This is a genomic window from Arthrobacter sp. FW306-2-2C-D06B, assembly GCF_021789175.1.
GTDB lineage: Bacteria > Actinomycetota > Actinomycetes > Actinomycetales > Micrococcaceae > Arthrobacter.
In genome coordinates this window covers 3,392,028-3,409,540 of the sequence record NZ_CP084560.1, presented here as the reverse complement: position 1 = coordinate 3,409,540, position 17,513 = coordinate 3,392,028, and the positions used below count along the sequence as shown (strand labels likewise).

At 63.8% G+C, this 17,513-nt stretch carries 15 protein-coding genes; 11 read left to right on the top strand and 4 right to left on the bottom strand.

Features of this window, described 5'->3' with window-relative positions; translation table 11 throughout:
* Positions 1 to 39: 39 nt before the first annotated feature.
* The 4 genes from treZ (at position 40) to LFT47_RS15850 (ending at position 5,602) form a co-directional block, all read left to right on the top strand.
* Positions 40 to 1,797 carry a malto-oligosyltrehalose trehalohydrolase gene (gene treZ, locus LFT47_RS15865; RefSeq protein ID WP_236812210.1) on the top strand — a complete coding sequence of 586 codons (1,758 nt, stop codon included), beginning with the start codon at positions 40 to 42 and terminating at the stop codon, positions 1,795 to 1,797.
* Between the two features lie 100 nt (positions 1,798 to 1,897).
* Positions 1,898 to 3,253, top strand: coding sequence for a glycosyltransferase family 87 protein (locus tag LFT47_RS15860; RefSeq protein WP_236812208.1), 1,356 nt, complete (start codon positions 1,898 to 1,900; stop codon positions 3,251 to 3,253).
* A 60-nt stretch (positions 3,254 to 3,313) separates the two neighbouring features.
* Positions 3,314 to 4,351 (top strand): L-glyceraldehyde 3-phosphate reductase, encoded by a 1,038-nt coding sequence (gene mgrA / locus LFT47_RS15855; RefSeq protein ID WP_236812206.1) that lies wholly within the window; start codon positions 3,314 to 3,316, stop codon positions 4,349 to 4,351.
* A gap of 165 nt (positions 4,352 to 4,516) precedes the next feature.
* A complete protein-coding gene (locus LFT47_RS15850; RefSeq protein WP_078108128.1) occupies positions 4,517 to 5,602 on the top strand; it encodes an inositol-3-phosphate synthase in 1,086 nt (361 codons plus the stop codon).
* A gap of 406 nt (positions 5,603 to 6,008) precedes the next feature.
* On the opposite strand, the gene LFT47_RS15845 is transcribed toward LFT47_RS15850, so the two are convergent.
* From LFT47_RS15845 to mshA, 3 genes are all read right to left on the bottom strand, one after another.
* Positions 6,009 to 6,968 carry a DUF559 domain-containing protein gene (locus LFT47_RS15845; protein ID WP_236812204.1) on the bottom strand — a complete coding sequence of 320 codons (960 nt, stop codon included), beginning with the start codon at positions 6,966 to 6,968 and terminating at the stop codon, positions 6,009 to 6,011.
* Positions 6,969 to 7,136: 168 nt separating this feature from the next.
* Positions 7,137 to 8,831 carry a formate--tetrahydrofolate ligase gene (locus LFT47_RS15840; protein ID WP_236812203.1) on the bottom strand — a complete coding sequence of 565 codons (1,695 nt, stop codon included), beginning with the start codon at positions 8,829 to 8,831 and terminating at the stop codon, positions 7,137 to 7,139.
* Positions 8,832 to 9,096: 265 nt separating this feature from the next.
* Complete coding sequence (gene mshA / locus LFT47_RS15835) at positions 9,097 to 10,341, bottom strand: D-inositol-3-phosphate glycosyltransferase (protein ID WP_236812201.1); 1,245 nt, start codon at positions 10,339 to 10,341, stop codon at positions 9,097 to 9,099.
* Positions 10,342 to 10,490: 149 nt separating this feature from the next.
* Here mshA and LFT47_RS15830 point away from each other — a divergent pair, with 149 nt between their 5' ends.
* The 7 genes from LFT47_RS15830 (at position 10,491) to tsaD (ending at position 16,326) form a co-directional block, all read left to right on the top strand.
* On the top strand, positions 10,491 to 11,021 hold the full coding sequence (locus tag LFT47_RS15830) for a GNAT family N-acetyltransferase (RefSeq protein WP_442863410.1): 531 nt from the start codon (positions 10,491 to 10,493) through the stop codon (positions 11,019 to 11,021).
* Positions 11,022 to 11,061: 40 nt separating this feature from the next.
* Entirely contained in the window at positions 11,062 to 12,168 is a 1,107-nt protein-coding gene (locus LFT47_RS15825) for a carbohydrate kinase family protein (protein ID WP_236812200.1), read from the top strand.
* 91 nt (positions 12,169 to 12,259) lie between these two features.
* On the top strand, positions 12,260 to 13,465 hold the full coding sequence (gene alr, locus LFT47_RS15820; protein WP_236812199.1) for an alanine racemase: 1,206 nt from the start codon (positions 12,260 to 12,262) through the stop codon (positions 13,463 to 13,465).
* 26 nt (positions 13,466 to 13,491) lie between these two features.
* Positions 13,492 to 14,067, top strand: a complete 576-nt coding sequence (gene tsaE / locus LFT47_RS15815) for a tRNA (adenosine(37)-N6)-threonylcarbamoyltransferase complex ATPase subunit type 1 TsaE (protein WP_236818652.1) — start codon at positions 13,492 to 13,494, stop codon at positions 14,065 to 14,067.
* Positions 14,067 to 14,738 carry a tRNA (adenosine(37)-N6)-threonylcarbamoyltransferase complex dimerization subunit type 1 TsaB gene (gene tsaB / locus LFT47_RS15810; protein ID WP_236812198.1) on the top strand — a complete coding sequence of 224 codons (672 nt, stop codon included), beginning with the start codon at positions 14,067 to 14,069 and terminating at the stop codon, positions 14,736 to 14,738. The genes tsaE and tsaB overlap by 1 nt, the downstream gene beginning before the upstream one ends.
* 44 nt (positions 14,739 to 14,782) lie before the next feature.
* Entirely contained in the window at positions 14,783 to 15,223 is a 441-nt protein-coding gene (gene rimI / locus LFT47_RS15805) for a ribosomal protein S18-alanine N-acetyltransferase (RefSeq protein WP_442863476.1), read from the top strand.
* The gene (gene tsaD, locus LFT47_RS15800) at positions 15,220 to 16,326 is read left to right on the top strand and encodes a tRNA (adenosine(37)-N6)-threonylcarbamoyltransferase complex transferase subunit TsaD (protein WP_236812196.1); all 1,107 of its coding nucleotides are present in this window, start codon (positions 15,220 to 15,222) and stop codon (positions 16,324 to 16,326) included. The genes rimI and tsaD overlap by 4 nt, the downstream gene beginning before the upstream one ends.
* A gap of 21 nt (positions 16,327 to 16,347) precedes the next feature.
* Here the strand turns inward: tsaD and LFT47_RS15795 are convergent, their stop codons facing one another.
* Positions 16,348 to 17,499: a glutamate--cysteine ligase gene (locus tag LFT47_RS15795; RefSeq protein WP_236812194.1), complete on the bottom strand. Its 1,152-nt coding sequence runs from the start codon at positions 17,497 to 17,499 to the stop codon at positions 16,348 to 16,350.
* Between the last annotated feature and the right edge of the window lie 14 nt (positions 17,500 to 17,513).

Genomic DNA, 17,513 nt, shown 5'->3' with positions numbered 1-17,513 from the left:
GGGCAAACGAAGCCCGAACGAGACAATTGAGGGGAAGCGATGGCCGAGAAGACCAGCGCGGGGAAACAGTTCGACGTGTGGGCCCCGTTTGCAGAATCTGTTACTTTGCTTGCGGAGGGTCAGCACCACGAAATGCGGTTGCACGACGACGGCGCCGCGGGCTGGTGGACGGCAGACGTACCCCGGCGGGCCGGGACTGACTACGGCTATTTGGTGAACGGGGAGGGGCCCTTTCCCGATCCGAGGTCGCAGCGCCAGCCGGACGGGGTCCATGCCCTTTCCCGCACCTTCGACGCCACGTCCTATGCCTGGAAAGACTCGGATTGGGCGGGACGCGGGCTCGGCGGCGCCGTCATTTATGAGCTTCACCTCGGGACCTTCACCCCGGAAGGCACGCTCGATGCGGCCGCGGAAAAACTCGACTACCTCGTCGAACTGGGAATCGACTTCGTTGAGCTCCTTCCGGTCAATGCCTTCAACGGCCCCCACAACTGGGGCTACGACGGCGTGCTGTGGTTTGCCGTCCACGAGGCCTACGGGGGTCCGGAGGCGTATCAGCGATTCGTGGATGCCGCGCATGCTGCCGGACTAGCTGTGATCCAGGATGTGGTCTACAACCATCTGGGGCCCAGCGGGAACTACCTGCCGAAATTCGGCCCCTACCTGAAATCCGGCGAAGGGAACACGTGGGGCGACTCGGTGAATCTGGACGGCCCCGGCTCCGACGAAGTCCGTCAATACATCCTGGACAACGCCGCTATGTGGTTGAGCGAGTTCCACGTGGACGGGCTGCGCCTGGACGCCGTACACGCCCTGCGCGATGAGCGGGCCGTCCATATCCTGGAAGACCTCGCCAGCCTCGCGGATGGGATCGAAGCGGAAACAGGCGTCCCCAAGACCTTGATTGCGGAATCGGACCTGAACAATCCGCGCCTCATCTACCGCAGGGACACCAACGGCTACGGTCTGGAAGGGCAGTGGAGCGACGACTTCCACCACGCCGTGCATGTGAACCTCACCGGGGAGACAGCTGGCTACTACGCGGATTTCGATTCCCTAGGCGCACTGGCAAAGGTCCTTGAACACGGTTTCTTCCATGACGGGAGCTACTCAAGCTTTCGCGGCAGGCATCATGGCCGCCCCATCCGGCCGGGCCTGGTCCATCCTGCCGCGCTGGTGGTCTGCAACCAAAACCACGATCAAATCGGCAACCGCGCCGCTGGAGACCGCCTGAGTTCGAGCTTGTCATACGGCAGGCTGGCGTTGGCCGCCGTACTGACCATGACGTCGCCGTTCACTCCGATGCTCTTTATGGGCGAAGAGTTCGGTGCGTCCACGCCTTGGCAGTTCTTCACATCGCACCCCGAGGAATGGCTCGCAGAGGCGACGGCAGAGGGCCGGCTCAAGGAGTTCGAACGGATGGGCTGGGATCCCGCATTAGTGCCCAACCCCCAAGACCCGCTGACGTTTGAACGTTCCAAGCTCAAATGGGAGGAAGCGCACGACGGCGATCACGCCCGGCTGCTGGAACTTTACCGGGCGCTGGCGACCCTCAGGCGCTCGACTCCGGAGCTCGCAGGCGGCGGATTCACTGACACCCACGTTGACTTCAGCGAAGAGGACAAGTGGCTGGTTCTTAGCAGGGGCGCCGCGAGGGTTGCCTGCAACTTCGGGGACCGGTCGTTGACGAAGGCGATGGATGGCGAAGTCCTGCTCGCTACGGACTCCACGGCCGCCGTCGGGAACGGCGAGCTGACCCTCCCTGGGGAGAGCGCCGCCGTCGTGCGCCTTAAGTAAGGCGGTGGGGGGCCCGGACGGTGAGCTCCGGCTCCGCGGCACCCCGCCACAGACTCCAGGGGGATGGCCCGGTAAATGTGTTTGAGGTAGGCTCCGCAACATGCTGCTGCGCGGTCCAAAACAAAACGGGGGATTTCGTCGAATTCCGCGATCTTGCAAACGTTTCTTCCGAAATTTGGTTCAAGCGCTCGACAGGCTGATTACTCCGGAGCGCCTGCGGAACTATCCGATGATTTTCATAGTCCTGGGTGCGCTCATGACGGTCGTTTCGTCCGCGCAGCGCGTCATCGATCCCGGAGCGCAGGGGGCATTTCTTCCTGACTATCTCGCACATTGGACGGGAGGCGGACTCCTTCTATCCGGTGAGCGTGAAGGGCTGTACGACCCCGCAATCCAGTTGGGGCATCAGGTTACAGCCTTGGGTCCCACCGCCTATTTGGCATGGTTTGTTTCTCCTCCACTCGTCGCGGCCCTGTACGCACCCCTTTCAGTTTTGAACTACAACGTGAGCGCGGCATGCTGGGTAGTCTTGAGCGCTTCGATGTTGATCTGGTGTGTTCATAGCCTTGGCTTCCTCGCCCCGAACCTCATGCGACGACGGCGCAAATATGTGTTCCTGGCAATATTCGCTTCCGCGCCGGTCCTTGAATTAGTGGGTGGCGGGCAGGATTCTGCGTTCGTACTCGCCGTTTGGCTCGTCGGGCTGCGCCTCATGGCAACGCGCCGTCAAGGCCTCGCGGGGGCGGCTATTGGTCTTGGGTCCTTGAAACCCCAGCAGGTAGTTCTCGTCCCATTCATCCTGCTTTTCACTCGAAAATACAGGGCACTCGCTGCCTTCGTGGCGGTTGTGGCGGGACTGTCTGGGGTATCGGTACTACTTGTTGGAATCGACGGAGTCCAACATTGGGTGGCCGCAATCACTAGTTCGGTCTATACCGAACAGGTCCAGCAAGGCCAAGCCTGGAAGATGGTGAGCCTTCCGGCGTTCATCATCGCCATTCTGCCGCCGGGATGGAGTGCCTGGCTCGCCACATACGTGGGGTGGGCATTCATCGCCATCGGTTTTGTTTTTCTCCTCCAAAGAATCCGTGCAGCCAGTACTACCACTGTGGACACCCACGCCGTCTGGGTGGCCACGCTGGCAACCACCGTCGTTTTCTCGCCGCATCTCATGATCTACGACGCTATCCTGCTCGTCCCCGTCGCGCTCTTTCTCTTGGAACGGCGCCCGTCTCCTCTTATCCGTGTGATGTTGGTGGCAGCATTCGTGGCGATGTGGCTGGCTCCCGCGCTGCACGTGCTGTCCTTATCGGTGCCTTGGCCCTTTGCGGCTGTAAGTGCCCCTTGGGCGTCGTTACCCCTCACCACCCTCTGGATCGAATCGCTGAAGGAGGTTCTGGCCCGGCGCAGCCCGTCACCGCAATCAGCGATGGTGAATTTGGAACCTGGCAAGTGACCGCGCCCACATGACGGACATCGGCCTCCGAGGCTCGAAGGCGGTGGCAGGATGGTAGGTATGACTTATTCGGCTGCGGAAAACCGCTATGAAACCATGCCCTACCGCCGCGTCGGACGCAGCGGCCTCAAACTTCCCGCGATCTCGTTGGGACTATGGCACAACTTCGGCGACGACAAGCGTTTCGAAGAGCAGCGCGCCATCCTGCGGCGGGCCTTTGACCTGGGAGTCAACCACTTCGACCTTGCCAACAACTATGGCCCGCCGGACGGATCGGCTGAAACGAACTTCGGCCGCCACCTGAAGGACGACTTCAAGCCGTACCGCGACGAACTCGTCCTTTCCACCAAGGCCGGTTACTACATGTGGCCCGGCCCCTACGGAGAATGGGGCTCCCGCAAGTACCTGCTCTCCAGCCTCGACCAGTCGCTTCAGCGCATGGGATTGGACTACGTGGACATCTTCTACAGCCACCGTCCCGATCCCGAAACCCCGCTGGAAGAAACCATGGGCGCCCTGGACCACGCAGTCCGTTCCGGCAAGGCCCTCTACGCCGGAATATCCTCCTACACCCCGGAGCAGACCCTCGAGGCAGCCCGGATTCTCAAGGAAATGGGCACGCCGCTGCTCATCCACCAGCCCAGCTATTCCATGCTCAACCGCTGGACCGAGAACGGTTCGCCCAACCTCTACGAAACGCTGGACCAGGTTGGCGCAGGATCCATCGCCTTCTCCCCGCTGGCACAGGGGATGCTCACCAACCGGTACCTGAACGGAATTCCCTCGGATTCACGCGCCGCCAAGGAACGGTTCCTGTCCGAATCAGCGCTGACCGAGGAAAAGCTCAGCCGGGTGCGTGGTTTGAACGCCATTGCCGAAGGCCGCGGGCAGACCCTCGCCCAGATGGCTATCGCCTGGATCCTGCGCGTTCAGCCGAAGGGTTCGCCTGTGACCTCGGCGCTTGTCGGGGCGTCCAGCGTGGCACAGCTCGAGGACACCGTGTCCGCGATCAACAACCTCGACTTCACGTCGGAGGAACTGACAGCGATTGACGAGTTCGCCGTCGAATCTGACATCAATCTGTGGGCGCAGAAGTAGATTCGGAAACTTAACACACTTGCGGGGCCGGCTGGGAACAAAGCCGGCCCCGTTTGGGTTGGCTACAATGCTAAGAGCGCCGAATGGCGCTGTGCCTTTAAGACGCCGTCGTACATTCAGGTACTGACGCGCTAGGCACCTGAGGTTAGTTCTCAAAGGAGTTCCGTGTCTTCACATCCGATTCGTGTCGCCATTGTCGGCGTAGGTAACTGCGCCGCTTCGCTGGTCCAAGGTGTCCACTACTATCGCGATGCCGACCCCCAGGCCACGATTCCGGGTCTGATGCATGTTGAGTTCGGCAAGTACCACGTCAACGACGTCCAGTTCGTCGCTGCCTTCGACGTCGACAGCAAGAAGGTCGGACTCGACCTCGCTGACGCCATCGGCGCAAGCGAGAACAACACCATCAAGATCGCCGATGTGCCTTCCACTGGCGTGACCGTACAGCGTGGCCACACCCTGGACGGCCTGGGCAAGTACTACCGCGAGACCATCGTCGAGGCTCCGGAAGAGGCAGTGGACATCGTCGCCGCACTGCGCGAAGCCAAGGCCGACGTCATGGTCTGCTACCTGCCCGTTGGTTCCGAGGACGCCGCGCACTTCTACGCCCAGTGCGCCATCGACGCCGGGGTTGCCTTCGTCAACGCCTTGCCCGTCTTCATCGCGGGCACCAAGGAATGGGCCGACAAGTTCACCGCCGCCGGTGTGCCGATCGTCGGCGATGACATCAAGAGCCAGATCGGCGCCACGATCACCCACCGCGTCATGGCCAAGCTCTTCGAAGACCGCGGCGTCACGCTGGACCGCACGTACCAGCTCAACGTCGGCGGCAATATGGACTTCAAGAACATGCTGGAGCGCGACCGCCTGGAATCCAAGAAGATCTCCAAGACCCAGGCCGTGACTTCCAACGTCGAGGCCGTCCTGCACGCCGACGACGTCCACATCGGCCCGTCGGACTACGTCGCCTGGCTCGATGACCGCAAGTGGGCGTTCGTTCGCCTCGAAGGCCGCAACTTCGGCGATGCCCCGGTGTCGCTCGAGTACAAGCTTGAGGTCTGGGACTCCCCGAACTCCGCAGGCGTGATCATCGACGCCATCCGAGCCGCCAAGATCGGCCTGGACCGTGGCATCGGCGGCCCGCTGCTCTCTGCTTCCAGCTACTTCATGAAGTCCCCGCCGGAGCAGTTCAACGACGACCTCGCCCGCGAAAAGGTCGAGGCCTTCATCCGAGGCGACGTCGAGCGCTAACCCCGCTTCCTCCCCTGCCTGCCCGGCTGCCCGGACGCGCGCTCACATATGGCCGGGTTTCGGCCGGACGCCCGCTCACATGTGCCGGGTTTCGGCCGGACGCCCGCTCACGTATGCCGGGTTTCGGCCGGACGCTCGCTCACGTGTGTGGGGTTTCGGGCGGACGCCCGCTCACATATGTCGGGTTTCGGGCGGACGCTCGCTCACGTATGCCGGGTTTCGGGCGGACGCCCGCTCACGTATGCCGGGTTCTGGCCGGACGCCCGCTCACGTATGCCGGGTTCTGGCCGGACGCCCGCTCACATATGTCGGGTTTCGGGCGGACGCCCGCTCACATATGTCGGGTTTCGGGCGGACGCTCGCTCACCAACAAGTGAGCGGGCGTCTGTCGTTTAACGCCGGCTCACTACACGGCGCTTGCAAAGCCGGATGTGACGGCGGGATCGACCCACGCCGATCGCAGTGCCTTCTTGATCTTCTTGGTTGCCAGCTCGAAACGATCCGCCAAATCGTCCCTGCGGAACACTAGTACTGTCCACCCGGCCGCTTCGAAGGCTTTGTTCCGGCGTCGATCACTGAGTGTCTGCGCCTCCGCGAGGTGATGGCCGCCGTCGTACTGAATGGCGACCCGCCTTTGACGGAACCCCAAATCGGCCGACGGCGAGAACGGATCGTCACTTCGCAACTTGAGTTGAAGTTCGGGTTCGGGAATTCCAGCGTCCAGCATGGCCAAGCGAAGCAGAGACTCTGGCGCCGAATCCGCGCCTACGCGCATCAGTTCGAGCGCCTGCCGGGCGCGCACGACGCCCTGCAAATTTGGATGCCGCTTCACCAAGGCGTGCAGTTCTTCAAGGGTCGCGAACGGCATGTCTCGTCCTTCCAGCGCCTGGCGGGGTACGCGAATCAGCTCGTCGCCCATACAGACGAGGTCGTTCAATGGCAGCAGCCGGGCCATGTCCAGCCACGTGCGTGGGCGCGTGCTTATGCGTATTCCATCAACGGATTCGACCTCGTCATCGGCGGCGATCACCCTATGGCCGATCACGCCTTTCCGACGCGCTCCAGGCACCGATCGGGGCTTGCTGAGGTGCAGTTCCGTGGAATCGGCAAGCCACGGCGGAAGGCAGGAACAGCGAAGGCGCGCTGCCGTCACATGGGAGATCCAGGCCCCTGGGGTAGCGGCGGACAGCGCACGGGCGGCGGCCTCAAGATCGAAGTCCCAGCCGATCGGACGGTAGAGGCTACGGCTGACGCGTTCGACGTCGGCGCGAAGCAGGCGGCTGCGCGGCACACCTTGGGCTAGGGCCTCGGCAAGCGTGAACGGTCCTGAAAGCAGTTCAGTGGGAAGGGCAAACTCGTTTCGCATACCCGCATTGTTGCGCAAATGGGCGGGTGCCTGCAGAAGTTATCCACAGGCTTGGGATTCGGCTCTAGATCTTATCGTCCTTGGGAGCTGTAGGTGAGCGCGCGTTTCCCGAAAGTGCCATATACGTGAGCGAGGGTTTCCCGAAAGAGCCGCATACGTGAGCGCGCGTCAGAAGAGGCCCACCGGGTTTCCCTGCTCATCGACGTCCATCCGCATCGCGGCGGGCTCCTTGGGCAGGCCGGGCATGGTCATGACCGCGCCTGTCAACGCGACGATGAAGCCCGCGCCGGTCTTGGGAATCAGCTCGCGCACGTGCACCGTGAACCCCTTGGGGGCGCCCAACTGGGAGGCGTCGTCGGTGAATGAATACTGCGTCTTCGCCATGCAAACGGGCATTCCGCCCCAGCCATTTTTCCGGATGTCCGCCAGACGCCGGAGCGCAGGGACCGAGAACTCAACGCCGTCGGCGCCGTAGATTTCCTGTACGATCGTGCGGATCTTGTCCTCCACGGACAGACTCAGGGGGTACAAATGGCGGAAGTCCGACGGCGCTGCTGCCGCCACCGCCGCGGCGACCTTCGCCGCGAGCTCATCACCGCCGTCGCCCCCTCCACCGCGACCCCAAACGTCCGCCACAGCCACCTGCACTCCCTCCTGGGCGCACCAAGCCAGCAGCCATTCGAGCTCTTCTGTTGTGTCCGACGCAAATTTGTTGATTGCAACAACCGGTGTGACGCCAAACTTCTCGACATTGTGCACATGCCGTTTCAAGTTCTCGACGCCGGCGGCCAGCGCCTCGACGTTGGGCTCCTTGAGAAGCTCCTTCGGGACGCCGCCCTGCATTTTCAGAGCCCTGATCGTTGCAACCACGACGACGGCCGACGGCGCCACGTCTGCGATGCGCGACTTGATGTCCATGTACTTTTCGGCACCGAGATCGGCGCCGAAGCCGGCCTCCGTGACCACAATGTCGGCGAGCTGTTGGGCCGTTCGGGTGGCGATGAGTGAGTTGCAGCCGTGCGCGATATTGGCGAACGGGCCGCCATGCACCAGAGCCGGGGTTCCCGCGATCGTCTGCACGAGATTCGGTTTGATGGCGTCCTTCAACAGCATGGTCAGCGCGCCCTGGACACCGAGGTCGGCCACGGTGACCGGCCGCCGGTCATAGCTGTATCCGAAAGTGATGCGGCCGAGGCGCTCGCGCAGATCATCCAAGTTCGTTGCGAGGCAGAAGACGGCCATGATTTCGGAGGCCACGGTGATGTCGAAACCGTCCTGTCGCGGCACGCCTTGAGCGGGCCCGCCCAGGCCGATGATGACCTCGCGCAGCGAGCGGTCGTTCATATCGAGGACCCGTTTGAACGTCATGCGCCGCGGATCAATGTTGAGCTCGTTGCCTTGGAATATGTGGTTGTCCACGAGGGCCATCAGGGCGTTATTGGCCGAGGTGATCGCGTGGAAGTCGCCGGTGAAATGCAGGTTGATCTCGTCCATCGGAAGAACCTGGGAGTAGCCGCCCCCGGTCGCGCCTCCCTTCATGCCCAGGATCGGTCCAAGGGACGGTTCGCGTAGCGCGATCATCACCCGGTGACCGGCCCGCGCCAAGGAATCGGCGAGGCCTACCGTGGTTGTGGACTTCCCCTCACCCGCCGGCGTGGGGGACATGGCCGAGACGAGGACTATCTTGCCCGTGCGTTTGACGTCCGGGAGACGCAGCTTCGCCGGATCGATTTTCGCCTTGAACCGCCCGTACAGTTCCAACGCATCGACGTTGATCCCGGCACGCTCCGCGATCTCCTCGATGGGACGTATCGCTGCATTCTGGGCAATTTCGAGGTCGCTCGAGATCTTGTTTTCAGACATCCTTGTCCTCAACTCTGTGCGGAACACTGTCCGCGACAATCTACCAGTCGTGCCCCCGCAGGTGAGCGAGCGTTTGGGGAATTGCCCTGATAGGTGAGCGAGCGTTTGGGGAATTGCCCTGATAGGTGAGCGGGCGTCGTCGGAATTGCCCTGATAGGTGAGCGAGCGTTTGGGGAATTGCCCTGATAGGTGAGCGGGCGTCGTCGGGATTGCCCTGATAGGTGAGCGCGGGTCGCCGGGAGGGGGCTTGTTTGTGAGCGAGGGTCTAGCTCGGTCGGACGAGGACAGCGCCGATGGCTGCGCGGTAGCTCTCGAGCGCGATGGCGGCCGTCCTGTGCCAGCCGAAAGCCTCCGCGTGGACTGCCGCGGCGCGGCCCATGTCTTCGCGGGTCCGGGGATCGTCGTACAGGGCTTCGATGACGTCGGCCCAGCGGGAAGGATCGTGGCCGTCGACCAGAATACCCGTCCGCCCGTCCGCAACGGCACGGGACAGGCCACCAACGTTGGTGGCCACCACTGGAGTCCCGCAGGCCTGCGCCTCCAGGGCAACAAGCCCGAACGATTCGCTGAAGGAAGGCATCACCACGACGTCGGCCGAACGGAACCAGCCCGCCAGCTTCGGCGCCTTGACCGGCGCGCGGTGAGTTACGACGTCGTCCAGCCCCGCGGCAGTGATAAAGGACTGCAGATTGAAGTCCTTGGCACCGCTCAAGGCGCCCAGGATGGTCAGTTCGAGGTCGATGTCGGGCCGCCTCTTGCGGAGGATGCCAACAGCTTCGATGAAAACCTGCGGTCCCTTGAGCCGCTGGATGCGTCCAGCGAAGAGCAAGTGGAAACTGCCGGGCCGCACTCCAAGCTCGGCGCGGGACCGGGCCCGGAAGGCGGGAGTGAACACGGTGAGGTCAACGCCGGGGGGAGCGATGTCGATGTGGTCGAAATCGGCGTCGTAGTGCGACACGAGCTCCTGGGCTTCGGCAGGAGTGTTGGCCACGAGGCGCGTGGCTCCATCGACGATCTTTTGTTCGCCGTCTTCACGCAGGCGCGGCTCCGGGCGCTCGCCGGATTCGAGCACCAGGTTCTTGACCTTCGCCATCGTGTGCATCGTGTGGATCAGCGGCACGTTCCACAATGCGGAGAGTTCGAGGCCGGCCACACCGGACACCCAGTAGTGCGAATGGATGGCGTCGTAACGGCCGTGCGGTTGCCGCTGCCGGATCCTCTCGACTTCGGCAACCATGGCGTGGAGAAGATCGGGCAGTTCCTCCTTGGGCAGTTTCCGGGGCGGGCCTGCCAGGACGTTGTGGACGCAGACGCCGGGACCTGGATGTTCGACGGCGGGCTGCCCGGCGGACGTCGAACGCGTGAAGATCTCTACCTCCACGCCAAGATCAGCCAACGCCATGGCCAGCGCCCGGACGTAGACATTCATGCCGCCCGCATCGCCCGAACCCGGCTGCTCCATGGGCGAAGTATGGAGTGACAGGAAGGCCACGCGACGGATCAACGACACCGCTACCTCCTGTATCCAACGCAATTCAACAAGTTCCGCAAAGCGATAAATCCTCTGCGTCCCAGCGAAAACACTACTCCTGAGCTCCCCGGCATTGCAGCCGGCCCACCAGGGCCAGCATCGTAGAGCGGGCTGATACCGTAACGGACGTGAGCCACTCAAACAGCGAAACAGGAACGGCGGCGGCCGTTACATACGAGATCCGGCCCGCCCGGGCAAGCGACTGGCCCGGGATCTGGGCCGTCCTGGAACCCGTGATCCGGGCAGGGGAGACCTTCACCTGGGACCGCGACACTACCGAAGAAGCTGCCCGAAGCAAATGGATCAAGGAAGCGCCCGGCCTGACCTTTGTGGCAGTGCGCGACGGCGACGTGCTGGGTACCGGTGAACTGCACGCCAACCAGGGTGGCGGCGGAAGCCACGTGGCCAACGCCGGCTACATGGTCCATGCCGATCACGGCGGGCAAGGAATCGCCCGGGCACTTTGCGCCTATTCCTTGGTTGCCGCCCGGGACGCTGGGTTCAAGGCGATGCAGTTCAACGCCGTGGTCGAAAGCAACGTCCGCGCAGTGGGACTGTGGCAGTCCATGGGCTTCCGCATCCTGGCGACTATCCCCGAGGCCTTTCAGCATCCGACCCTTGGCTACGTGGGGCTGCACGTCATGTACCAGGAGCTCTGAAAGCTATGCACAATCGTGGCCGCGGCGTAGTCTGCGGTGCATGGACGCAACGCCCAGGGCACGATTCGACCCCCTTGCCGCTATCCGAGGGGATGTGCTGGTGGACGGGGCCGATTCAGGCTGCGATCTCCTGCTGACCGGCACCGTGTTCCAGGACATCATCTTTACCGGACTGGACCGAAGCCCGGAACCGGGTACCGAAGTGTGGAGCCAAGGCATGGGGAGCTGCCCCGGCGGCGTGGCCAACCAAGCCATCGCGGCTGCCCGGCTTGGGTTGCGGACCAGCCTCGCCGCGGCGTTCGGCGATGACGGGTACGGGGACTTCAATTGGCGGATCCTGGAAAGTCAGGAGCACGTGGATCTTTCTCTGTCCAGGCGGTTCGAGGGCTGGCATTCCCCCGTGACCGTCTCCTTGTGTGTCGACCAGGATCGTTCCATGGTCACTCACGGACACCCGTCGCCGATGAGCGCCTCGGAACTGATTGGCGAGCCGCCCAAGGCGCTCGCCGCCGTCGCGGATCTTGGCGCGGAACCTGAGCCCTGGATGCTGGCGGCGAGGAAAGCCGGCGTCAAACTCTTCGGCGACTCCGGATGGGATCCGACGGGAGAGTGGTCGTCGAAACGGCTGGACCAGCTCAGCAATTTCCACGCCTTCATGCCGAACCAACGCGAAGCGATGGCCTTCACCGGCAAGGACAACCCCTGGTCCGCGCTCTACACCCTCGCCGACCGGGTTCCGGTGGCTGTAGTGACGCTGGGAGCGCAGGGAGCCATGGCCGTGGATTCCGAAACCGGCGAGGAGGAGTGGGTGCCGTCGCTTCCCGTGACGGCGTACGACCCCACCGGAGCGGGTGACTGCTTCGGTGCGGCGTTTGTTGTGGGCTGCTTGGCCGGATGGCCCTTGGGGGACCGGCTCCGCTTTGCCAATCTTTGCGCCTCGCTGGCGGTGCAGGAAGTGGGCGGCTCGCTTGCTGCGCCCGGTTGGGGTGACATCGCCGACTGGTGGCAGCGAGCGAACGCCCGGAGGGAGCGGCAGTCCAGCCAGTGGCTCAAACGGTTCGCTTTCCTCGAAGACATCGTGGCGGACGTCCCGCCCGGGGCCCAACGTCGTGCAACAGCCACGATCGCCCACAACTCCGACGCCTGAGCAGCGCTCACCCCAGCAAACCGGCTGACGCCCAGTCAACCCGCTCACCCCCAGTCAACCCGCACGTCGTCCCGGCACTAGAATCGTGAGGGTGACTTACGAAGCAGCTGCCAGTTTCGAACCCTCGACGAAATCGGGTTCGGCAACGGTCCTCGAACGATCAGCCGTCATCGACTTGGACGCCATCCGGCACAACGTACGCCAGTTCGTGGCCATCGCCTCGCCCGCAAGCGTCATGGCCGTGGTCAAGGCCGACGCCTATGGTCACGGCGCGGTGCAGGTGGCGCGGGCAGCACTTGAAGCCGGCGCCAGATGGCTCGGTGTTGCCCATATTTCGGAGGCTTTGGCGCTACGCGCCGCCGGAATTGATGCCCCGATGCTGGCCTGGTTGCACACGAGCCAAAGCAACTTCCAGGCGGCTGTTGCCGCCGGTGTCGACGTCGGAATTTCCGGCTGGGAGCTGGACGCGGTGGTCGCTGCGGCACGCGAACAGGAACGACCGGCCCGCATCCACCTCAAAGTGGACACCGGCCTGGGCCGTAATGGCTCCACTATCGCCCAATGGGACAAAGTGGTGGGCCAGGCCATGGAGTACCAGGACGAGGGCCTCCTGCGCGTAGTGGGCATCTTCTCGCACTTGGCGGTGGCCGATGAACCGCACCGTCCCGAGACCGATGAGCAGTTGGCTGCTTTCCGGGAAGCGATTGCCGTGGCCGAGGACGCCGGAGTGGACACCGAAGTCCGGCATCTGGCCAACACTCCCGCCACACTTTCGCGCCCGGACGCCCATTTCGACCTGGTCCGCGTCGGTCTCGGACTCTACGGGCTGTCCCCATTCGAAGGACAAAACTCCGCGGAACTTGGTCTCCGCCCGGCCATGACAGTGCGCACCCTCGTTTCCAATTGCAAGCGGGTGCCCGAGGGTCAAGGGGTGTCATACGGACTCAACTACCGGACGTCCAGCGAGAGTGCCTTGGGCTTGATCCCGCTCGGTTACGCCGACGGCGTGCCGCGCGTCGCCACGGGCGGACCGGTGCGGGTCAACGGAGTCAACTATCCCGTTGTGGGTCGGATCGCCATGGACCAGATGGTCATCGACCTTGGGAACGCGGTGACGGACGAAGCCGGCTGGCTGGGCGCCGAAGCCGTCATGTTTGGTGACGGCACCGACGGCGGCCCGACGGCGGACGACTGGGCAGTGGCCGCGGGAACCAACAACTATGAGATTGTCACCCGCATCAGCCCACGCGTGCCCCGTATTTACATCAATGAGACTCCGGGGGCGGATGCCCGGTGAGCGGGGCCCCGATTGACAAGACCCCGTTGAGTGAGGCCTTGTGGGAACGGACCGTCAGGGTCGCGACGGCGGAGCAGACACACGCTTTGGGCTCGGCGCTCGCCGGGGTCCTTGAGCCCGGTGACCTGCTGGTTCTGTCAGGCGAACTCGGTGCCGGCAAGACCACCTTCACGCAGGGCCTCGGCGAAGGACTGGGCGTCCGTTCCGGCGTCATCTCGCCCACGTTTGTCCTGGTGCGTATCCACCCCAACCTGCCGGAGGGGGCCCGGCCCGGCGGCCCCGATCTGGTCCACGTTGATGCTTACCGGCTGGCGTCCGCCGCGGAAATCGACGACATCGACCTCGAAAACACCATGGACAACTCCGTGACAGTGGTCGAGTGGGGGCGCGAGCGCGTGGAACACCTTTCGGATAGTCGCCTTGACATCGAAATGCACCGGACGGTGGGCGGCACGGAGCGGGCGGCAACCCGTCCGGAAGCAAGCCAGGACGCCGTGCTGGACTTCGACCCGGAGGACGACGACGAACCCCGCACCATCGTCTTCCGCGGCTTTGGTCCTCGCTGGAGCGCCGTGCCCGAAATACTGGAGGAGAACGCCTGATGCTGATCTTGGCCATTGATACTTCGGCCGTGGCGAGTGCGGCGCTCATCTCGGACGTTGCCATGGAAGGCGTGGTGGAATCCTTCGCGACCGAGGACACCCGCAGCCACGCCGAGGTCCTGGCGCCCGGCATCGAGAAGCTCCTGACCGACGCCGGGGTAAGCGGCGCGGACATCGACCTCATCGTCACCGGCGTCGGCCCTGGGCCGTTTACGGGCCTTCGTTCAGGGATTGCCACGGCCCGCACTTTGGCATTTGCCTGGAACAAACCCCTTTTCGGTCTCATGAGCCTGGATGCGATCGCCTTGGAAGTGGCCGAGTCAACGGAGGCGCAGGCCGAGTTCCTGGTGGCCACCGATGCCCGTCGCAAAGAGGTCTACTGGGCGCGCTACACGCTCAACGATGGCCAGCTCCCGCAACTCGTGGACGGTCCGCACGTCGGTTTCGCCTCGGAGTTGCCCGATCTCCCCGTCTTCGGTGCCGGCGGCGGCATTTACGCGGACGTGGTCAACGCGAACGAGGAATTCAGCACCACCCAGCCCGACGCGGCCTCGTTGGGCCAGTTCGCCATGGCCCTCCTGGCGGCCGGGGTGGAACTGCCGGATTCCACCCCCTTGTATTTGCGGGAATCCGACGCGCAAGTGCCGGGCCCTAGGAAGCGTGCATTGTGAACCCCTCGTACCAATTCAAGCTGGGCGGCGTGACCTTGCGCGACATGACCGCCGACGACGTCAGCGCGGTCGAGGTCCTGGAGCGCAGGCTCTTCCCGGTGGACGCGTGGCCGATGCAGATGTTCTTCGATGAACTCGCGCAGGTTGATACCCGCCGCTATGTGGTAGCCGAAGCCGGCGGGCAGATTGTGGCCTACGCCGGGCTCATGTGCATCGAGCCGATCGCGGACGTCCAGACGATCGCCGTCGTGCCCGAATTCGAAGGCAGGGGTATAGGCTCCGCCATCCTCACGGAACTGATCGAAGAGGCACGCAGGCGCGGCGCGGTGGAAGTGCTTTTGGAAGTCCGTGCCGACAATCCACGAGCGCAGGCACTTTACGCGCGGTTCGGTTTCGAGCAGATCCACGTCCGTCGGCGCTACTACCGGGACGGCACGGACGCCCTCATCATGAGGCTGACATTGACTGAAGGAATTCCGGCATGAACCGCTCCCGCATCATCCAGCCGCTCGTGCTGGGGATCGAGTCCTCCTGCGACGAAACCGGCGTCGGGATTGTCCGTGGAACCACGCTGCTGACCAACACTGTGTCCTCTTCGATGGATGAGCATGTCCGTTTTGGCGGCGTCATTCCGGAGATCGCTTCGCGTGCGCACCTGGACGCCTTCGTACCCACGCTGCAGGAGGCCTTGCACGAGGCAGGTGTGACGCTCGACGATATCGACGCCATCGCCGTGACCTCCGGACCTGGCTTGGCCGGCGCGCTCATGGTGGGTGTCTGCGCGGCCAAGGCCCTCTCTGTTGCCACGGGCAAGCCGCTCTACGCGATCAACCACTTGGTGGCGCATGTCGGCGTCGGGCTCCTGGACGGCGCCGCCGGTGGCACTGGGGGAGTTTCGGGCGGACGGCTGCCGGAAAACCTCGGTGCGTTGCTGGTTTCCGGCGGGCATACGGAAATCCTGCGCATCCGCAGCATCACCGACGACGTCGAGATGCTCGGCTCCACGATCGACGACGCCGCAGGGGAGGCCTACGACAAAGTGGCGAGGCTCCTGGGCCTTGGCTACCCGGGCGGACCGGCCATCGACAAACTCGCCAAGCAGGGCAACGCCAAGGCCATCCTCTTCCCGCGCGGACTTTCGCAACCCAAGTACATGGGAACCGCGGAGGAACCCGGACCCCATCGCTACGATTGGTCCTTCAGCGGCCTCAAGACTGCCGTCGCGCGCTGCGTTGAACAATTCGAAGCCCGGGGCGAGGATGTTCCGGTCGCCGATATCGCCGCCGCGTTCCAGGAGGCGGTCGTCGACGTCATCACGTCCAAGGCAGTGTTGGCCTGCAACGAGAATGGAATCACGGATCTCCTGCTGGGCGGCGGGGTTGCAGCCAACTCCCGGCTCCGTGAGCTGACAGGGCAACGCTGCGCGGCTGCGGGGATCACCCTGCATGTTCCGCCGCTGTCACTGTGCACCGACAATGGCGCCATGGTGGCGGCCTTGGGCTCGCAGCTCATCATGGCGGGAATCGCTCCCAGCGGCGTCACGTTCGCTCCGGATTCCTCGCTGCCGGTGACCACGGTTTCGGTGTAGGCGCGGGGACCCGGCTGGAGGCTACGCGGTCGGAACGGACCGCATCTGCTGCACGAGATCCTGGACGACCGCGTGAAGATCGCCGTCGTGCTGGGCGGCGACGCGGCGCTGGCGCTGGTAGCCCGCTCCGCGGGCGATGATCTTTTCGACGTCGGCCAGTTCCTCCGAGCAACCCAGCTTTTCCGCGATAGGTGCCAGGCGCAGCAACGTTTCCTTGAGGTGCTCAGTGACGAGCTGCTCATTGCCTTCGGCGTCGAGGATGATGATCGCTTCCATGCCGTAGCGGGCGGCGCGCCACTTGTTTTCCTGGATATGCCAAGGCGGCATGGTCGGAATGCTGCCGCCGTTGTCCAGGATCGTGGAGAACTCGTCCACGAGGCATTGGGTCAGGGCTGCAACTGCGCCCACTTCCTCAAGGGTGGCCAGGCCGTCGCAAATGCGCATCTCGATGGTGCCCAGATTCGGCACAGGTCGGATATCCCAGCGGATTTCAGACAGGGTGTCGATCACTCCAGTGGTGAACATGTCCTGGACATAGGACTCGTATTCGGCCCAGCTGGGGAACTGGAAAGGCAGGCCGGCCGTGGGCAGTTGCTGGAACATGAGGGCGCGTTGTGACGCGTAGCCGGTGTCCTCGCCGCCCCAGAACGGGCTCGAGGCGGACAGCGCCTGGAAATGCGGGAAGTAGTTGACCAGCCCGTCGAGGATGGGGAGCGCCTTGTCCCTCCGGTCCAGTCCGACGTGGACGTGGACTCCATAGATGACCATTTGCCGTCCCCACCATTGGGTGCGGTCGATGAGCTTGGCATAGCGTTCTTTGTCCGAGACCGGCTGAAGCTGCGGCGGGCTGAAAGGATGGCTTCCGGCGCAGAAAAGCTCCACGCCCATGGGGTCGGTGACTTCCCTGACAGCCTGCAGCGAGCGGGCCAGGTCTTCCTTGGCTTCCTTGACGGTGTTGCACACGCCCGTGACAAGTTCCACGGTGTTCAGGAGCAATTCCCGCTTGATGTGCGGATGCTCATCATCCTCGTTCAAATCCGGATGCCGCGATGCAACGCCCCGCAGGACCTCATTCGCCACCGAGACCAATTCGCCGGTGCGTGCGTTGACGAGCGCGAGCTCCCATTCCACCCCCAGGGTCGACTGCCTGGATGAAGCGAAATCAATCTGCACGTGGGTCCCCTCGG